Raw genomic sequence first — 18,871 nt, forward strand, 5'->3', positions numbered from 1 at the left:
AGAAGCGGAGCGGTCGCCTTTGTGAGTGGATTTCTACCTTTTGATGGCTTAGTTCAATCCAGGAAATCAGCGAACAACAGCAATCGAAAGCAACCTTCACACGTTACCCCCGGCACGCAGAAATGTTAGCCTGTTTTATACTGCTGCGCTATTACACGATATAACGTAACAGCGATCGTAAGCACACTCTACACGTTGCCCCTGGCACGCAGAATCCTTGATCTGGCTTTGTTGCCATTACTGCCGCGCCATACCAGCAAAAAGGTCGTGCGCTATGGCACGACCCCATTACTCTACGGAATATACAGCACCTGTCCTTCGGCAAGGTGATTTTCCGAGAGTCTGTTGTATAATTGCAATTCACGGGAGCTAAGCTGATATCGGTCTGCGATCTCGTCCAGCGTCTCCTCCCGCTGCACGATAACCAGCTTCACTTTGCGGAAAGGCGTCTGTTCTTCCCCATTTCTGATGAACAGGTTCTTCCATCTTATCTCTTCCTCTGACAATCCTTCATCAGCCAAAGAGTTCAGCTCAGCCTGTGCTTGCTCACTCGGTATTTCCTCTGCCGTCTGGCGTTTCCCCTTCAGCAGCTTACTCAGTCCGAAGTGTCCTTCATTCGCAGAATTTTCCGGCTTTTTGCTGCCAAGGGCAATTTTCATTTCCTTCTTCTCTTCTTGTGCCGGAGCTGCATTCTCTTCTATTTCAGACTCCAAGTCCAGCTCCTCGTTAGGAAGCACCTCATGAATTGGGGTAGGAGCTTCCTCTTGAATAGGCTCTACATAAGCCATCACAGGCTCGCTCACCGGCTCGCTATCGTACAAAGCAGGTTGCGTATGCAGTTCCCTCTCCCTATCTGAATGCTCCTGGGAACTTTCACCGGTCAGCTCACTAGCTGGAGTCAACGGATGAAATTCCAGCTCGACTTCTTGCGCAGCCTCCCGATCATCATCCTCATCCGTCTCCTGCTCGTTCCAGCTTGAAGTAGATGCTGCCTTCTTGTCCGCAAAATCAGCCCGGCTAAACAAAGGCGATTCTTCGTCATTCCATGATAATGGGGAAGCCTGCTCGTCCTGACTTGGCTGTGTCTGCTGCGCCTCCTGTTCCCAATTCTGAAAATGCTCCGTATAGCTGCGCTCCAGTTCTCCCAAGTGAAATCCGCTGCCCCATTCGGTCAACGATTCTTGAATCGCCTGTTCTTTAAGATCTTCGGCAGGCTCGTAGGCAGCTGTGAATTCGCGTTCCTTCCACTCATCACCGCTATCATCCCGTGATGACGCAGACTCTACCCCGTGCAATGAGAGAACACCCGTTATGTTTAAGCTTCTCGCGCTAAGCAGATCGACATCGAAGTTGTCGATCTCGACGGCAATGTCCTCCAGTTTGCCAACCCGGCTCAGCGGTATCGTAATTTCAACCGGAATCCAATGCTCCAGTTGATGTGTGCCTTCTCCCCCGCTGTATACACCCGACAGGAGCAGATGCCCGCGCAGCGAGGCATAGTCTTCTCCGGGAATAACCTGGATTCTAGGAACCAGCTCCATCTCCTCCAGCTCTTCAATGCCGGCAACGTTCTCTCCCAGGTGCACTCGTTCATAAATATCAAACCTCAGACCGTAGGATTGATCCGCCAAAATGATTCCCTCCCTTCAGCATATCCAAACATGATTTTGTATCCGGTAAAGTGCACGGGTCCAAATCATCGCTCGATTTTATCTATATGCTTAAAAAGGGAGTGCATGACTCCTTTTTATTCTGCCGATCTCAGCACGGCGAGAATTCCCTCCCAGGCTGCCGGCCAAGGATCGGATACAACGACCAGTTCACCCGTGATCGGATGAGGGAAGGACAAGCTCTCCCCATGTAAAGCCTGATGCTTCAGATATCGCAGGCTTCCGCCATATAACGCATCTCCCAACAGCGGATGCCCCATGCAGCTCATATGGACCCGGATTTGGTGGGTTCTCCCCGTCTCCAGCGTGAGTCTTACGAGACTTGAAGCGGGATGTGTCTCCACTAATTCAACCCGGGTGACTGCCTGCTTCCCTGTGGGAGAAACCCTCCTTCTGGAAGCATGATGTCGGTCTCTTCCGATCGGCTCATCAATGAGCCTCAGTGAAGCCGGGACAACTCCATCAACAAGTGCAACATAGATGCGTCCGATTCTTTTTTCCTCCATAGCCGTCTCAAGCTGCCGCCGTGCCAGCTCATTCTTGGCATACAGCACCGGCCCTGAGGTGTGTTCATCCAAGCGGTGAACATGTTCGGGAGCAACCAATTCTCCGCGGCTGGAATAAAGACCGGACACGAGATTGGATAATGCCGGCTCCCGGCTTACCCCGTCCGTATGCACCTTGATTCCCTGCGGCTTGTGGACCACAAGACAGTAATCATCCTCATACAGAACCTCCACCGGTTCAAGGGCAGGAGGATATTGAGAGACTTTAGGAGGAAAGCCATGTATGCGAAGCCGGTCGCCCGCAAGCTTGATTCCACCGGCAGCCTCTAGGGAAGCGAGCCACTTCCGGTTCAACCCATATTCCTCTTCCAACCACAGAAGGGCCGCACTCATGCGGCCCCCCTCTTCTTGGACAGGAAGCTTGCCAGGCATCAGCTCCAGCCATTCCCCCCGCCTAATCCCCGGTTTGCGCAGACGGCTCACAGCGCTCTAAGCGCACGGCGATGCGCTTCAATCGTGGCTTCAATATCCTCTTCGGTATGCACTCCGGACACGAACATCCCTTCAAACTGAGAAGGAGCAATATTAATGCCCGCTGTGATCATCGCTGCAAAATACCGGCGGAACAGCTCGAGATCGCTGCTCTTAGCCGTTTCATAATTCACAACCTCGTCCGATGTAAAGAATGGACATACCATCGAGCCTACCCGATTAATTCGGCATGGAATACCTGCTTCTTGTGCATTCACCGTGAAGCCCTCTTCCAATCTTGCCGACAAACGCTCCAGCCGATTATAGACCTCCGGCGTGAGCAAGGATAATGTCGTATATCCGGCAGTCATCGCAAGCGGGTTGCCGCTAAGCGTTCCCGCTTGGTAGATCGGCCCCGTCGGTGCAATTTGCTCCATAATTTCCCGTTTGCCGCCATACGCTCCTACAGGCAGTCCGCCCCCGATTACTTTTCCCAGGCAGGTCAAATCAGGAGTGACTCTATAACGCCCTTGAGCACAATGAATATGTACTCTGAACCCGGTCATCACCTCATCAAAGATCAGAAGGCTTCCATAACGGCTTGTAATCTCACGAAGCCCTTCCAAGAAGCCTGGGAGCGGAGGTACCACGCCCATATTGCCAGCGATAGGTTCAACGATAACTCCGGCAATTTCATCACCAAAACGCTCAAAGGCAAGCTGTACCGAAGCAAGATCATTATAAGGAACGGCAATCGTATTAGCCGCAACGCCTTCAGGAACGCCGGGACTATCCGGAAGGCCCAGCGTCGCGACGCCTGAACCCGCCTTGATCAATAGACTGTCCGCATGACCGTGATAAGAGCCTTCAAATTTCATAATTTTGCTTCGTCCCGTGTAACCTCGAGCCAGCCGGATCGCACTCATCGTTGCTTCCGTCCCAGAGTTAACCATCCGTACAATATCAATTGACGGTACCCGCTCGGCAACCAATTCAGCCATTTTTGTCTCCAGCAGGGTTGGCGCACCGAAGCTTGTGCCTTTGGACGCCGTTTCCTGCAAGGCCGAGACGACCTCAGGATGGGCATGTCCCATAATTAAAGGACCCCATGAGCCTACGTAATCAATATATTGGTTACCGTCAATATCATATACTCTGGAGCCTGCGCCATGATCCAGATAGATCGGGGTCAGTCCCACCGACTTAAATGCCCGCACCGGGCTGTTGACTCCCCCCGGCAAAACCTTTTTTGCCTGCTCAAATGCCTGACGTGAACGCTCATCACCATGCCGTCCTAAATTTCCGCTCATAAGCTCAGCTCCTGTTTCCCTTATTTTCCTTCCCCTAACCAGCGCGCCGCATCCTTCGCAAAATAGGTAATGATAATATCGGCTCCAGCACGCTTCATTCCTAACAATATCTCCGTCACGATGGCCCGTTCAGATATCCAGCCTTGCTGGGCAGCCGCCTTGACCATGGAATACTCACCGCTCACATTGTAAGCTACGATAGGCAGGTCGAACTGGTCTCTAAGCAGTCGGACAATATCCAGGAAAGCCATGGCCGGTTTCACCATCAGCATATCCGCACCTTCCAATACATCCGATTCCGCTTCACGAAGCGCCTCGCGCACGTTGGCAGGATCCATCTGATACGTCTTGCGGTCACCGAATTGCGGGGCCGAATCGGCTGCTTCCCGGAAAGGACCATAGAAAGCAGAGGCATATTTTACCGAATAGGACATAATCGGAATATGACTGAATCCCGCTTCGTCCAATCCGGTACGGATCGCGTGTACAAAACCGTCCATCATATTGGAAGGGGCAATAATATCTGCTCCTGCTTGAGCCTGAGATACCGCTGTGCGAACTAGCAGTTCCAAGGACTCATCATTCAAAACATCCCCGCATACATGGCCATCCCGTTCGAAGGTATGAACCATTCCGCAATGGCCGTGATCTGTAAACTCGCATAGACATGTATCCGCTACAACCAGAAGATCGGGATAGATCTCCTTGATTTTCCGGGTAGCTTGTTGAACAATTCCATTCTCGTCATAAGCGGAAGAGCCAACGCTGTCCTTGCTCTCCGGAATTCCAAATAACAGAACGGCAGGAATGCCCAGATCAACGATTTCCTTCACTTCTTCTTCCAGCGTATCCAGAGAAAAGTGATATACCCCTGGCATCGAGTTGATTTCCCTTTTGATCCCGCTGCCATGCGCCACAAAAATCGGCTGAACGAAATCACTTACATCTAATACGGTCTCACGCACCATTCCACGAATACCTGCCGATTGCCGGAGCCGGCGATGTCTTACGATTGGAAAACTCATGGATTACCCTCCTATATAACTAAATAAATCAAATTATGTCATCATTGTTGCGAGCCTTGAAGTGCCTTCCATTCAACAAGCTTCTGCACAAGACTGTTAATCGTAGCCTCTTCCGCCATCAGAGCGACATGCAAGCCGGCTGTCTTTGCCGTCTCGGCCGTCACCGGACCGATGCAAGCGACCGTAACCTTGTCCAATGCTTGAACCGGATTTTCCACTCCCATATTTCTCAGGGCCTTCATGAAATAAGTAACCGTAGAGGAGCTTGTGAAGGTGACAGCATGTATGCCGCCCTTTCCGAGCAGCCGCAGTAATTCATCATCGTCCTCCCCGGCGGGAACTGTCTCGTACATCACCGCTTCGACCACTTCGAGTCCAAGCTTTTTCAGTTCACCCGGAAGCCAGGAGCGGGCCAAATCTCCGCGAGGAAGCAGCACCTTCTGACCCGGTTTGAGGACAGGTCCGAATGCCTCCAGCAATCCTTCGGCCTGGAAAGTTCCCGGAAGCCCCTCCGAGGTCAGCCCATGCTGGAGCAAAGCTTCTTTCGTAGCCGGACCGACCGCAATAATCCTTGCTTTATGCATGGAGCGGATATCGCGCCCTGTCTCCAACAGGTGACGGAAGAAGAATTCAACCCCATTTACACTTGTGAAAATCGTCCAGTCAAACGTATCCAGTTGTCCCAGCGCTTCTTGTGTATGCTGCAAAGCCTCCTCTTGAGGCCAGGCAAAGTCAATAACCGGATACTCATAGGCCTCGCCACCGAGCTCCTCAATTTGACTAACCAGACCGCTCGCTTGCGATCTGGAACGAGTTACGAGAATGCGGCTGCCGAAGAGCGGCATATTCTCAGCCCATTTCAGAAGCTCGCGCTGCTGAACCACCTCGCCCACCACAATAACGGCCGGCGGTTTGAAATCGGCCTCCAGCACTTTTTGCTCGATATCGGAAAGTGTTCCGACAAGCGTCTGCTGTTCAGCCCGTGTTCCCCAACGAATCAGAGCCACCGGCGTCTCCGGGCTCTTTCCGTAGGTCATGAGTTGGCTGCTGATATAACCAATCTTGGCTACCCCCATCATAAACACCAGGGTACCTGTCGCATGGGTCACGCGTTCCCAATCAATAGCTTCATCGAGCTTATCCGGGCTTTCATGTCCGGTTATGATGGACACGGATGAGGCCATATCCCGATGGGTCACCGGTATACCCGCATAAGCGGGAACCGATATAGCTGCCGTGATGCCTGGGATGATCTCATAGGAAATCCCGTGCTGACGCAGCAGCTCGGCCTCCTCGCTCACCCGTCCGAAGATCGTCGGATCTCCGCCTTTCAGTCTTACAACCGTCTTGCCGCTTAGGGCTAGCTTGACCAGCAGTTGATTGATATCCTCCTGCTTCATCGTATGGCGATCGGTTCTTTTTCCCACGTAAATCTTCTCCGCACCGGGCTTTGCCTTTTTTAACAAACTGGGGTTCGCAAGCCGGTCGTAGACGATGACATCTCCCTTAGCAAGACAATCCAGACCCTTGAGCGTAATAAGCCGGGCATCCCCTGGACCCGCCCCTACAAGATATACTTTCCCTTTCAACAATAATCACTCTCCAGTAGAAGCCAATATCGTATTTGCACCTTTGGCAATCAGCTTGCCTGCCAATGCTTCTCCCAGAAGGAATGGATCATTACCTGCCATCGATTGCTTCAAGATCACCTTTCCATCAGGTGAGCCTACCAGACCGGTCAACACCATTTCTGCGGGTGCTTCCTTATCCGATCCCGGATTCAGCTGCGCAAAGGCTCCAATCGGCACCTGGCAGCTTCCTCCAAGCACGTTTAAGAAACGGCGCTCGGCCGTTACGGTCACCGCGGTATCCGGATCATTGTATAAGGAAAGCAATTGCTTCACATCCTCATCGCTTTCCCGGCACTCGATGCCCAGGGCGCCTTGCCCCACGGCAGGCAAACAAATCTCAGGCGACAGATAGGAGGTGATCCGATCTTCCCAGCCCATTCTTAGCAAACCCGCAGCCGCAAGAATAATGGCATCGAGCCCCTCGTCTTCCAGCTTGCGCAATCTGGAATCGATATTTCCTCTAAGCGGCTCAAGCACGAAATCAGGCCGATTCGCAGCAAGCTGGCTGGAACGCCGCAGACTGCTCGTGCCGATTCTGGCTCCTTGAGGAAGCTGCGACAGTTCCAGGCCGTTGCGGGAGATAAGCGCATCCCGCGGGTCTACCCGCTTGGGAATCGCGCCGATGATCAAGCCTTCAGGAAGCTCGGCAGGCATATCCTTCATACTATGTACTGCCAGATCAATCTCTCCGTCCAGCATCGCCTGTTCAATTTCCTTTACAAACAGGCCTTTTCCTCCGACCTTTGACAACGTTACGTCCAGAATCTTGTCTCCTTTGGTAACGATTTTTTTGATCTCAAAGTTATATGGCAGATCCTGCTCTGCACAAATTTGCTCCAAGGCCTTGATCACATGTCCTGTCTGAGTTAAAGCCAATTGACTCTGCCTGGTTCCAACAATAATAGTGCGCTTCATGCTTCATCATCCTCCCGATAAGCTTCGATCCAGTTCATCCATTCCTCTTCACTCCGCGGAGTAAATGTTCCCTGTCGGATTTGAGCCAGCATATCCATATCTCTGATCGCTCCAAGCAAGACGGACCTTCTATGTTTGTCTCGGACCTGAGCCTTTACCAGCGTTCGCGCCAGTGCCATCGCATCCAGATAAAGCTCGTAGTCATCGCCGTAGACTTCGTTGATCTCGCGGCATAAGCGGCTTGCTGCAGCCGGCCCGCTTCCCGAAGAGGACACGGACAGGATCAGCTTCCCGCGCCTCAGCACACTCGGAGTAATGAAGGAGCCCTGCTCCCCATTCCCGGCATGATTCACCGGAATGCCTCGACGGTTAGCTTCTGCAACAACCGCGCCATTAATCTCTGATCTATCTGTAGCTGCGTATGCCAGAAAGGCCCCTTTTAGGTCACCCTCCCGGTAGTCTCTCTGAAACCATTCAAGAGCCCCCTCGAGAAAAAGACTTTGCAGCCGTTCACTTATTGCGAGGCTTACAATCCTCACCTTAGCATCAGCATCCAGTAAAGAAAGCACCTTGCGTTCTGCAACGAGTCCGCCCCCGATGATGATACAGCTTCTTCCTGACACATTCATCATCAAAGGAACATAAGTCTGCATAGTGTCCCCCCTGTCACGCTCTTACAACCTCAATGTGTATAGCATACTGTACACAGACTTATTTTTCCACTGACAGACTCTTTTCAGAGGTTGTTCAAAAAGCCGTCTTTCGATCCTTTTAGAGCACACACTTTCGTACATGTAAAAAAAGCCCTCGTGTATGAACACCTCGGCTCCGCAGGCTGAGCCTGAGGAGCAAAGATTTCGTCATACCAAGGACTATACTACACGTTATACAGTAACTTGAATCAACGAAGGCTCGGCTACAGCCGGCGATTCTTTCGGTACCGGAGAATCCGCTTCCTTAGCCGTCCATTCCTGACTTGCGCTGTTCTCCTCACCTAAAGCTTCCATTTGTTCCTCCAGCGCAAAAATTTGTGTAAACCAATCAAGCGCCTCAGGACCATTCTCTTCCGCAGCCATCTCCTTGATCCGGTTAACCGGATCATGCAGCATCTGATTCACAATGCTCTTGGTCAGCCGGCGGATTACCTTTCGTTGGCGTTCATCAAGCTCCGGAAGTTTGTTGAACAGACTTTCCAGGGTTGCTTCATGGATGCCTGATGACTTGGACTGCAAGGCTTGAATCACCGGCTTGATGCCCAGCGTGTGGAGCCAATTGCCAAAGACGGAGATCTCATGCTCAATCATATTCTCAATCTTGACGGCCTCTCCTCTCCGCATTTCCATATTACTCTCCACGATTCCTTCCAAATCGTCAATATCGTACAAGAATACATTATTCAGTTCAGCAATTGCCGGATCAATATCGCGGGGAACCGCTATATCGATCATAAATAAAGGACGCTGAGGACGATGCTTCATCCCCGCAGCAACCTGGCCGGATGTCACCACATAGCCCTCCGCTCCGGTGGAACTGATTAGGATGTCCACCTCTGACAATCGCAGCATCGCTTCCTGCATCGAGCAAGGTGTTCCATCAAACTTGGAGGCAAGCTCCTGGGCTTTGGCGAAGGTACGATTCGCCACCAGAAGCTCTGCGGCTCCTGCGCCGCTTAAATGCTTCGCTGTCAGCTCACTCATCTTTCCGGCTCCGAGAATCAATACCCTCTTGCCTTCAAAGCTTCCAAAAACCCGCTTGCCCAGCTCAACCGCAGCATAGCTGACCGAGACCGCACTTTCGCCAATGGCCGTTTCCGAATGGGCTCGCTTACTAAGCGTTATAGCCTGCTTGAACAGCATATTGAACCATTTGCCGGTCGCTTTCTCCTGTTGCGCCAACAGAAAGGCATTCCGGACCTGTCCAAGAATCTGGGTCTCGCCGAGAACCATGGAGTCCAATCCACAGGTTACTCGGAACAAATGACGTATAGCTTGTTCATCTTCATATATATATAAGTGCTTGGTAAACTCCTCGCGAGGGATACCAAACCATTTTTCCATAAAGCCGCGGATAAAATAACCACACATATTCAACCGGTCTACAACCACATAGATTTCAGTCCGGTTGCAGGTAGCGATTATGACACCTTCCAATACACTCTTGGTGCGCTTCAGTTCTTCCAGCGCTTGTGGCATATCTGTATCTGCAAAGGCGAAACGCTCCCTCACCTCAACAGGCGCAGTCCGATAATTCAATCCCACCACTACAATGTGCATTGCAAGTTTCACCTGCCTCTTGAAAGTTTGGGCGTTCACAATAACAATTTTTCAAAAACAATGTTAATTATATCACACCATTTTTGAATTCCCCTTGGGATTAGGTGAGTAATTTATGAATGTTTTATGAACGTCCACATTCAAAACAAATAACCATGGATGTTGTCCATGGTTGAATTTATATTATCGCAAAGTTTTTCTCAATTTACAAAAATCCGGATTACTTACACCAATTCTACGGGATTCAATGCCGGGGTTGTAACTTGCATCTCACCCATTCCGCGAACCAATGTTCTCGCATAGCTCTTTTCGGGCTGCAAGACAGTTACCAGATACTCCACAGCCTGCTGAGGATCAACATGCTCACCGCAGGTATAGCAATCAATTGCGGCAAAGCCTTTATCAGGATACGTATGAATCGAGAGGTGACTCTCCGACAGCATTACCAACACAGTAGCGCCTTGCGGCTCAAACTTTCTCGATTGAATAGAGAGTACAGTTGCTCCGCAGACATCCGCCGCTTCGACTAAGAAAGCCTCAAGCAAATGCTCATTATTCAATACCTCAAAGTCCACTCCCCAAGCATCAACAGCAACGTATCTTCCGAAAGTTGAACATTCCACCTTCGGTTCCCCCTTCCTAGGAATAAAATGTTTGAACTAATTTCATCCGCTAGGACCTACGTCATTCACTTCCCGAGGGAAAACTCTCTCGCAACATCAACATGTCCTGAGTGAATCCTGGTTCCTATATTCTTTTCAACGAGATTAAAAATAACATCTATCCAGGACAAATGCAATACTTTTTTGTCCCCGTCAAATAATTATGGACAGCGACAGGCACTAGAGGCGTCGAGGGCGATAGCATAAACTAACGCGCCCGCGGCCCTCTAGTGCCAACAGGTTCTACACGGTTATAATCTCAACAACTCCACGCTGTTTCTAGTTCAAACACTTCTACACTCCGCTCCGGGGCTCCAAACAGAGACGAATCAGATCGTTGACGTCTGCTGTAGCCAGACATTCTACCGTATCAGCAGCACCGTAATAAATCTTCACCTCACCGGAATCCTCGAGCAGCATGCCTCCCGGGAAGATGACATTATTTCGGAAGCCGCCTGCGACCTCATAGTCTGCCTCCGGTACGAGGAGAGGCGATTTGTACATCCCTAGTACGCGGCTGGGATTGTCAAGGTCCAGCAGCATAAGTCCTGCTGTGTACCGCTTCTTCCACGCAGGCTCCCAGCCGTTCTTGCCGCGCGCCGGGTCCAGGTCAACCGCATGGAATGTAGTGAGCCAGCCTTGCTCCGTCTTGATCGGAGGTGCCCCCGGTCCGATCTTATCATTCGCATAGGGTACCTGCTCCACGGCCAATAACAGCTCTGCGTCCCCCCAATAACGCAGATCCGGCGAGCGGCTCAGCCACATATCGAACCGATCCTTACCACCTCGGCTATACACCGTGAACGGGCGCTCCAGGCGTACATACTGACCATCGATCCTCTCCGGAAACAGCACCATATTTCGATTATCCGGTACAGACAGACTGAGCACCTCGAACGATTGGAAATCATCGGTAACGGCAATTCCGCCACGTATTCCATGCTTGGTATCTACCGCAAAACAAAGATAGCAGCGCCCTTCAATCACGGTAAGCCGCGGATCATACACCCGCTGAACCTCCTCATCATGCCAGTTCCAGCATGGGGTTGGAGCGACCGTCCACGCCACCCCATCCTCACTGAATGCCAGCCCCAGATTCGTGGTATGGCTCGGGTGTACCTGTTCCTCCTGCTCATTGCCATAGTCATTTCGGAATACCATCACATACTTGCCCTGAAATTTGGCAACGCCCGCATTGAAGACCATCGCCGGCCCGTAGGGCACATCCTTGGGGGCAAGCACAGGATTAGCCGCATGACGATAGATGTGCTTGCTCGATTGGATTGGAAAGCCAAGATTAGCTTGCATCGGTCTCTCTCCTTCTCTCCTCATTACTAAGCTGCCTGCATAGCAGGTTACTGCTGAAAATCACTGATATACAGTACATTGTCCGCCTTCTCCTTGAGCCAATTGCTGAAGTATTCATCAATCTTGGTTCCGCCGGCACTGTTCCATAGCGCCTGCACATCAGCGAGCGCCTGATCGGTCGTATATTTATCACCGCTGACAATCGACTTTCTCCAGATATCACCGATCGTTTCCGTATTCTTGGATATCACTTGAAGATCAGACGGCAAACCTGGCCAGTTGATAATCGGATGAGCGTATAGCCGATCCGGATTAAGAAATGCTGCATGTGCAGAATCAATCAGTTCACTGAACGCCTTCTCTTCCGGGATATCCATGTTGAGCTTGACCTCAGCCTGCTCCTTCTCCGGCAATGTACCGATAAAGCTCAGCATATTGAAATCCAGCATGCCCACAAGTTCAGCCTTATTCTTCTCCACATCTATCGGGACCGCAACACCGTCTGCATCCTTGTTATAGTGAACACCCTCAATCCCGTTCTTGAGCGTCATGACCGTGTCTTGCTCTACCAGGAAGTCAATATATTGCATAACAGCTTCCGGATCCTTGGCATTGGCATTGATAGCGCCAGTCATCTGAATCGGTGATTTATATTTGGGATTGAACGCGCCATACTGGCTTTCTGGCAGCGGAACGGCTTCAATCACCGCCCCTGGATCATTCTTCAACAAGGATTTGTATGCTTCCAGCAGCAGGGCATTGTCAATCCCGCTGCTGGACAGATAAATGCCCAGCTTCCCGCTTACCCAGCTTTGCTTGGCAACTTCGCCCGTCTTATCTGTCAGGAAATCCTTATCCACGATGCCATCTTCAAACAAGCGTTTCTGGAAATCCGCTGCTGCCTTAGCCTGCTCGCCTACCGTTGGATTAACGAGCTGACCGTCCTGTACAAAACGGCTCCCATTATTGAACATTGCATTGATGACAGATTCCGCATTATTGCCGCCCATGTTCATGCCGAATGTGTCTTTCTCTCCGTTCCCATCCGGATCTTGCTCGCGGAACGCCTTAGCCACCTCATAGAGTTGCTCCGTCGTGGCCGGCATATCGAGCTTCAGCTTATCTAGCCAATCCTTGCGAATCAGCATGTAGTCATTAGTCTTCATGCCCAGGATTCGACCGACCAGATAGGTACCGCCATCATCCATCTGTCCGAGAGTGAGCAACTGCGGGAATTCCTCCGTCATCTTCTTGTAGGTGGTGCTGTGATTAGCAATCAGGTCATCAAGCTTCAGCAACTGCTTCTGCCCATACAGCTGATTGAGGAAGTTGCCGTCATACTCCAGAATCAGATCCGGTGCATCTCCCGATGCGAACAGCAGATTCAGCTTCTGTACCTGCTCTGATCGCGGGAATGGAATGAAATCAACTCCTACAGGACTATGTTCATTAATCCATTCGGACCAGATGTTGTCGTCCACCGTACCTGCTGCTGGCGGCACATTACCACGATCATACAAGGTAACGGTAATTGTACTGCGATCAGCAGATGATTTGTCCCCATTCGCAGACTTGTCTCCTGCAGTTGACTTATTATTCCCTGTTCCGCATGCTGCGAGCACTAGCATGATCAGCATAGTCGTTGCAATCAGCAACACACTTTTATTCCTCATCTTCATCTTACAACCCCCATTTATTAATATGCTTTGCTGCAACTAACAGCAAGACAATTCCTGCAGCTAACCCTTGACCGCACCAATCATGACACCCTTAACGAAATACTTCTGCAGAAAAGGATATACGACCAGCATCGGAATGAGCATCACGAACAATGCAGCGGCCTTGATTGATTCCGGGGTCATCTGCTGTACACTCTCCGATTGGAGATTATTCATCTCCTGCAGCATCGTCTGGCTCTGCACCATCTGTTGAACCATCACTGCAAGGTTATATTTGGTCGTATCGTGAATAAAAATCATCACACTGTAGAAGGAATTCCAATAACCGACCGCATAGAATAGCGTCAAGGTTGCAATGACCGGCATAGATAATGGCAGTACGATTCGCAGCAGTTGTCTGTACTCTCCGCAGCCATCTATCTTGGCCGACTCGATCACCTCTTCAGGTATGCCCTCGAAGAAGGTGCGCATGACCAGCATATTGTACGTGCTAACCAGCCCCGTCAGCCACAATGCCCAATAGCTGTTGATCAGCCCCAATGCCTTCAGGACGAGAAACGTCGGGATCGTTCCGCCGCCGAATAGCATGGTGAAGACAATGATCAACGTAAAAGTTCTTCGTGCATAGAAATGCCGCTTGGATAACGGATAGGCCGCCATTACCGTAAAGAGCATACTCAGACCTACCCCGACAACTGTGAGAATAACACTGTTCGTAAACGCTTCCATGATTCGCGTGCCCTCAAACAGCGAGCGATAAGTCTCGAAGCTCCAGCCCACCGGCCACAGCGTAACAGTCCCGGACAGGATCGCATGATTATCACTCAAGGATACAGCCATCAGATGAATAAGCGGCAGCAAGCAACTAAGTCCAGCCAATGTCAGTATCACGTAATTAAATGCATAGAACCATCTTTCACCTCGTGTTGTTTTCATGGTCCCTCTCTTCCTCCCTCTGTATCAGCGGCTGCTGATTGCATATGGTCTTGTCTACCACAGGCCGTTGCCGAATCTCCGAGCGACAAGATTGGCGCTGAACACCAGCACAAAGCCCACGAGGGATTCGAACAAGCCCATAGCCGAGGTTAAGCTGAACTGTCCGCCTTGAATACCTACCTTGTAGATATAAGTACTGATAACCTCTGATACGTTGTACACCCCGGAATTCTGCAGGACATACACAGGATCGAAGCCTACACTCATCACACTGCCCATCTGCAAGATCAGCAGCAGGACGATTGTGGCACTGATTCCAGGCAAGGTTATATTGATGATCTGCCGCCATTTGCTGGCACCATCCATGCTCGCCGCCTCGTAGAGAGAGGGGTCGATGCTCGTGATGGCAGCCAGGAAGATAATCGTGCTAAATCCGGCTTCCTTCCAGATACCAGCTCCAAGGAAAATCGTAATCCATGATCCCTCGTCGTAGAGGAATGGAAAGGTCTTGCCAGTCATCCGCTCCAGAATGGCATTGATAATCCCATTTTGCTCGGCAAACATCGTCACTACGATCCCGCCAACGATAACCCATGAGAAGAAATGCGGGAGATAAACGAGCGTCTGTACCCATTTTTTGAACCATTGTCTGCGCACTTCATTGAGCAGAATAGCGAGCAAGATCGGGATCGGGAAGCCGACGACAATATTCAATACGCTAAGCACCAGTGTATTGCGAATAATGTTAAGCGTCTGCGGGTTGCTGAACAGGATCTCGAAATTGCCCCACCCGATCCACGGACTATGAAGAATTCCATCTGTAAAGTTGTAGTTTTTGAACGCCATAATTGCGCCGAACATCGGTACATACTTAAAGATCAAGTAGAACAGCAATACAGGCACAAATAATGAGAGCAACGGTAGGTTTTCTCTAAATCTCCGCTTGGCCTCACGTCGGCGCTGACCATGATTGTGTAATTCCAGTACACCGCCAGTTGAGTCTGCCACGTGCAACCTCCTTCAATCCTTAATTGATAATCAATAACAAATTTGCTTATGATGTGGTACCACCCATACATCGACTATAGGCCAGTTGCTTCCGGATCAGCAATCGTCAAGTTTCCTCTTATCTCCATTTAGTAGAATATTGACCTTATTCACAATTGCGTTAAATCCAGGCGATCGACGTTTTTACAAAAAAACGCTTCCCAGGCAGAGAAAAAGCCTGTATCAGCTATCCGTAACGGATAACTGAACAGGCTCAAAGGGATTGGTTTTCCTGTTTGCGATAATCGCCAGGTGTCATGCCATAATGCTTCTTGAAGCTGCGAATGAAGGTCATCGGATTCGTATACCCTACTTGAAGCGCAATCTGCTGAATCGCCCCATTCGTCTCCAGCAGCAGACGCTCCGCATGACTCAAGCGAATCTTGGCCAGGAAGTCAACAAATTTGTCACCGATTTCTTCACGAAACAAGGCACTCATGTATTTGCCTCTAATGCCGAATCGCTCCTCCAGCATATTCAGCGACAGATCCGGATTCGCATAGTGCTGCTCGATATAATGCCGCACCTCTTGCATCCGACTATGATGCTTGCGCGACTCGCGGTATTCCGCAAGCCGGCCGTCCATCTCGGTAAATAAGGCCATGAGTTGCTGCCTAGTCTCTTCAATCGTCTCCATCCCACGTAACATACGCTCCAAAGCCGGATACAGATCATCATTCCAAAGCGACTGCCCCTCTTCAGAGAACTCCATCAACTCTCTGCGCAGCATATGGACAATTTGATTAATCAGATAATATACATCGCTCTTGGCGAAGCCTCCAGCGGTCAGTTCCTGGAACAGGAAATGTAACTCGTCCTTCCAGCGCTCTTCACCGATCCGATAGGCATGGGTGAGGGAACGAATCCTTGGAATCAGTCTATAAACCTCTCGCTGATTCTCAATATGCAGTTCTTCATAAGCGATCACGCGTCCGCTGCCCTGAATGAACTTGTCATTCAGGGCCTCCTGAGCTTCTGCATGAATCAGATACAGCTGCTCCGGATCCGAAATCACCCTGCTGAGTCCAATCGAGACCGTGAAATCAAGATTGCTTCTGACCCAGTCTGACAGCTGAGCAGCAATGGCATGCACCCTCCCCTGAAGCTCCTCTCGTTTATCCTCATTCAACGAATCCTCTTCAGTAAGCTGTCCGGTTCCGTTCGTGTCGACCAGCAAAATCGTCAGCCTTGGCCCCTCCAGCCACTCCGCCCATATGTTCACCGCATGTTGACCAGCTAGTTCTCGTACTACACTGTTCATAACAAACTGAAATAAAAACTGATCACGTGTAGAGTAACGATCGGCAAATTCCCCATAATGATCGATTTCAACAATTCCAACCGACAGCTGTTTGGAAAAATCGCATACTTTCAACTTGGCAGCTTCCTTCTTCCATTCATCCCGATTCCAGATTTCGGTGCCGGTAACCAACTCTCGCAGCTTGTGGCGACGCTTGAACATCAAGCTTTCTTCCTGTTCACGCTCATATTCGAGTACCTGTGCAGTAAGATACTGAAAGGCCTCTTCGATAATTTTCAGCTCATCCTTGGTCGGCTGCGACTGCGGCTGAAAAATCTCATGTTGAGCCGAGTGGAAGTAGACAATGCGCTGCATAATCGTATGAATTGGCTTGTATTGACTGCGTGCTGTATAGACTATCCAGGCAATGCCCAGTATCAACAAAATAACGGATATCCCAAGCATCACGGTGAACAGCCCCGAGGCGAAGGTATAAACCGAGCCATCCTGTATGCCGGTAGCAATCGTCCAGCCTGTATAGTCCGATACAATGTGATGCAGTTCCTCCGTCTCGTCCGGGAGCGAGGATTTGAAGATTTCCTGACCGTTGCTGCCAATCAACCTTGCGCTGCTAATATCCGCTGCCTGGTTCATTTCTGCAACCAATTGCTGCAGCTCAGATACCTTCACATTAACAACAATAAGCCCTATCTCACCCTTCGGAGGAGGGTAATCACTTACCAATGAGACCACATCTCCGGCCTGGTCTGAAAATTTATTGCGAAGTGATCGTGCATCCGACCATTTGTGATCCCGCTCGCTACGTTCCAGCCAATTTCGAATAAACGTCTGATCCCCGTACTTGTCCAGCGGCAAATACATCGCATCCGACAACACAGTCTCATCCGTGGTACGATACAGATAAATCGATTCAATTAATGGCGATGACAGTTTGATCTTGTCCAGTTCTTTAGAGGTTTCGTATTTATTGAAATAGCGTTCGCCCAGTTCCTTCTCAGAAAAATAGGTGGCGAGTTTCTCATTCTGCAGTGCCGCGTTCAGAACCTGCGTCTCGACTGCCTTGAGATTGAAATCAACGACCTGCTGCACATGCTCTGCAAATACCCCATTGGCACGAACAACATCTTGTTTGGATTGCTGAACAATTGACAGGAGGGTCGCACCCAGCAGGACAAAGATAATCAGCAATAACAGCGGCAGATAAGAAAGCATTTGCTTTTTAAACCACCATCGACTCATCATCCGCCTCCAATTCTATCATCCCATCCCGTCATGCTTGTTCGATACCACGTATGTCTTTTCGAACCATACTTCCAAATTATTGTAGGTTATTTAGACTATACCCGTCAAATACGGCCACCCAATCGATTCAACCTTACAAAAAAAGATCCTTCAAGGATACCCCTGAAGAATCTTTAATCTGCGTAACTCTACTTGTTAAGCTTCAAGTGCAAAGAGCCGGCGCGAGCAATTTCGAAGCTCGTCGTCAATCCGGTCGATGACTTTCGGCTGGCTTGCTACAAACCGCTGATCCAGAAGCTGATTGATCCGGGTGTGGATCGACTCAATTTCCTGTTCAATGGCTTCGTTGCGATATATGCTCTGAAGTTCAGCAAGGGTATCCTTGAGCTCGAATACTAATTTGTACGATTCTCTTGAATACTCGACGATTTTACGTACTCTGCCATTCTCATAATAATACATCATCATGAATCCGTTAAAGATTCTGGTGACCATGCCTGAGCCCTTAAAGGCAGCAAAGAGCAATCTCATGACATTGGTCAAATGGGGCGTCTCCAAGCGGAAAGATAATTCACAGACATAGTTACCGTCTCTCAGGTCAAAAGGCAGATGGACTTCCTCCCCGCCGTCATCCTCCAGCACCACCTCTTGACTGCCGTTATCCAGCACCTTCACCCGCTGGCGGACATGAGGATCGTACACCTTATGAATAAACTGCGACATCTGGACTTCCGACAAACACATACTGGCATTTACATACTCTGTGGCTAACCGCTGAGCCATAAAAATCTCCTCAATTCTTCAATTTAGCAATTATATACAGTAATTATACAATATAACTCTGACTCCTTGCTCAACAGGTAAATCGTAAAATTGCGGCATATTTCAGGAAAAATCGGTTTGAGCCGTTTTTACATGCAAAATTATCGCAGTAT

15 protein-coding genes are annotated in these 18,871 nt (G+C 50.0%); all 15 read right to left on the bottom strand.

Annotation, left to right across the window (positions count from 1 at the left end; translation table 11 throughout):
• Positions 1 to 293: 293 nt before the first annotated feature.
• Positions 294 to 1,631, bottom strand: a complete 1,338-nt coding sequence (locus tag KQJ23_RS21960) for a LysM peptidoglycan-binding domain-containing protein (protein ID WP_216481051.1) — start codon at positions 1,629 to 1,631, stop codon at positions 294 to 296.
• 116 nt (positions 1,632 to 1,747) lie between these two features.
• Positions 1,748 to 2,659, bottom strand: a complete 912-nt coding sequence (locus tag KQJ23_RS21965; RefSeq protein WP_346779443.1) for an RluA family pseudouridine synthase — start codon at positions 2,657 to 2,659, stop codon at positions 1,748 to 1,750.
• Positions 2,656 to 3,957 carry a glutamate-1-semialdehyde 2,1-aminomutase gene (hemL, locus tag KQJ23_RS21970; protein WP_216481052.1) on the bottom strand — a complete coding sequence of 434 codons (1,302 nt, stop codon included), beginning with the start codon at positions 3,955 to 3,957 and terminating at the stop codon, positions 2,656 to 2,658. Before hemL ends, KQJ23_RS21965 begins: the two co-directional genes overlap by 4 nt.
• Before the next feature lie 20 nt (positions 3,958 to 3,977).
• Complete coding sequence (gene hemB / locus KQJ23_RS21975) at positions 3,978 to 4,982, bottom strand: porphobilinogen synthase (RefSeq protein WP_216481053.1); 1,005 nt, start codon at positions 4,980 to 4,982, stop codon at positions 3,978 to 3,980.
• Positions 4,983 to 5,023: 41 nt separating this feature from the next.
• Positions 5,024 to 6,571: a uroporphyrinogen-III C-methyltransferase gene (cobA, locus tag KQJ23_RS21980; protein WP_216481054.1), complete on the bottom strand. Its 1,548-nt coding sequence runs from the start codon at positions 6,569 to 6,571 to the stop codon at positions 5,024 to 5,026.
• A 6-nt stretch (positions 6,572 to 6,577) separates the two neighbouring features.
• Positions 6,578 to 7,528 (bottom strand): hydroxymethylbilane synthase, encoded by a 951-nt coding sequence (hemC, locus tag KQJ23_RS21985; protein WP_216481055.1) that lies wholly within the window; start codon positions 7,526 to 7,528, stop codon positions 6,578 to 6,580.
• Positions 7,525 to 8,181: a precorrin-2 dehydrogenase/sirohydrochlorin ferrochelatase family protein gene (locus KQJ23_RS21990; RefSeq protein WP_216481056.1), complete on the bottom strand. Its 657-nt coding sequence runs from the start codon at positions 8,179 to 8,181 to the stop codon at positions 7,525 to 7,527. Before KQJ23_RS21990 ends, hemC begins: the two co-directional genes overlap by 4 nt.
• A 231-nt stretch (positions 8,182 to 8,412) precedes the next feature.
• Positions 8,413 to 9,801 (bottom strand): glutamyl-tRNA reductase, encoded by a 1,389-nt coding sequence (gene hemA / locus KQJ23_RS21995; protein WP_216481057.1) that lies wholly within the window; start codon positions 9,799 to 9,801, stop codon positions 8,413 to 8,415.
• A 224-nt stretch (positions 9,802 to 10,025) separates the two neighbouring features.
• A complete protein-coding gene (gene speD, locus KQJ23_RS22000) occupies positions 10,026 to 10,424 on the bottom strand; it encodes an adenosylmethionine decarboxylase (RefSeq protein WP_216481058.1) in 399 nt (132 codons plus the stop codon).
• 333 nt (positions 10,425 to 10,757) lie between these two features.
• Complete coding sequence (locus KQJ23_RS22005) at positions 10,758 to 11,771, bottom strand: glycoside hydrolase family 130 protein (protein WP_216481059.1); 1,014 nt, start codon at positions 11,769 to 11,771, stop codon at positions 10,758 to 10,760.
• Between the two features lie 47 nt (positions 11,772 to 11,818).
• Positions 11,819 to 13,450 (bottom strand): extracellular solute-binding protein, encoded by a 1,632-nt coding sequence (locus KQJ23_RS22010; protein WP_216481060.1) that lies wholly within the window; start codon positions 13,448 to 13,450, stop codon positions 11,819 to 11,821.
• 60 nt (positions 13,451 to 13,510) lie between these two features.
• Positions 13,511 to 14,386, bottom strand: coding sequence for a carbohydrate ABC transporter permease (locus tag KQJ23_RS22015; protein WP_216481061.1), 876 nt, complete (start codon positions 14,384 to 14,386; stop codon positions 13,511 to 13,513).
• Between the two features lie 54 nt (positions 14,387 to 14,440).
• Positions 14,441 to 15,394 carry an ABC transporter permease gene (locus KQJ23_RS22020; RefSeq protein WP_346779444.1) on the bottom strand — a complete coding sequence of 318 codons (954 nt, stop codon included), beginning with the start codon at positions 15,392 to 15,394 and terminating at the stop codon, positions 14,441 to 14,443.
• Between the two features lie 253 nt (positions 15,395 to 15,647).
• A complete protein-coding gene (locus tag KQJ23_RS22025) occupies positions 15,648 to 17,933 on the bottom strand; it encodes a helix-turn-helix transcriptional regulator (protein ID WP_216481062.1) in 2,286 nt (761 codons plus the stop codon).
• A 198-nt stretch (positions 17,934 to 18,131) separates the two neighbouring features.
• On the bottom strand, positions 18,132 to 18,719 hold the full coding sequence (locus KQJ23_RS22030) for a non-ribosomal peptide synthetase module (RefSeq protein WP_216481063.1): 588 nt from the start codon (positions 18,717 to 18,719) through the stop codon (positions 18,132 to 18,134).
• Positions 18,720 to 18,871: the final 152 nt, after the last annotated feature.

This window comes from Paenibacillus brevis, assembly GCF_018919145.1.
Taxonomy (GTDB): domain Bacteria; phylum Bacillota; class Bacilli; order Paenibacillales; family Paenibacillaceae; genus Fontibacillus; species Fontibacillus brevis.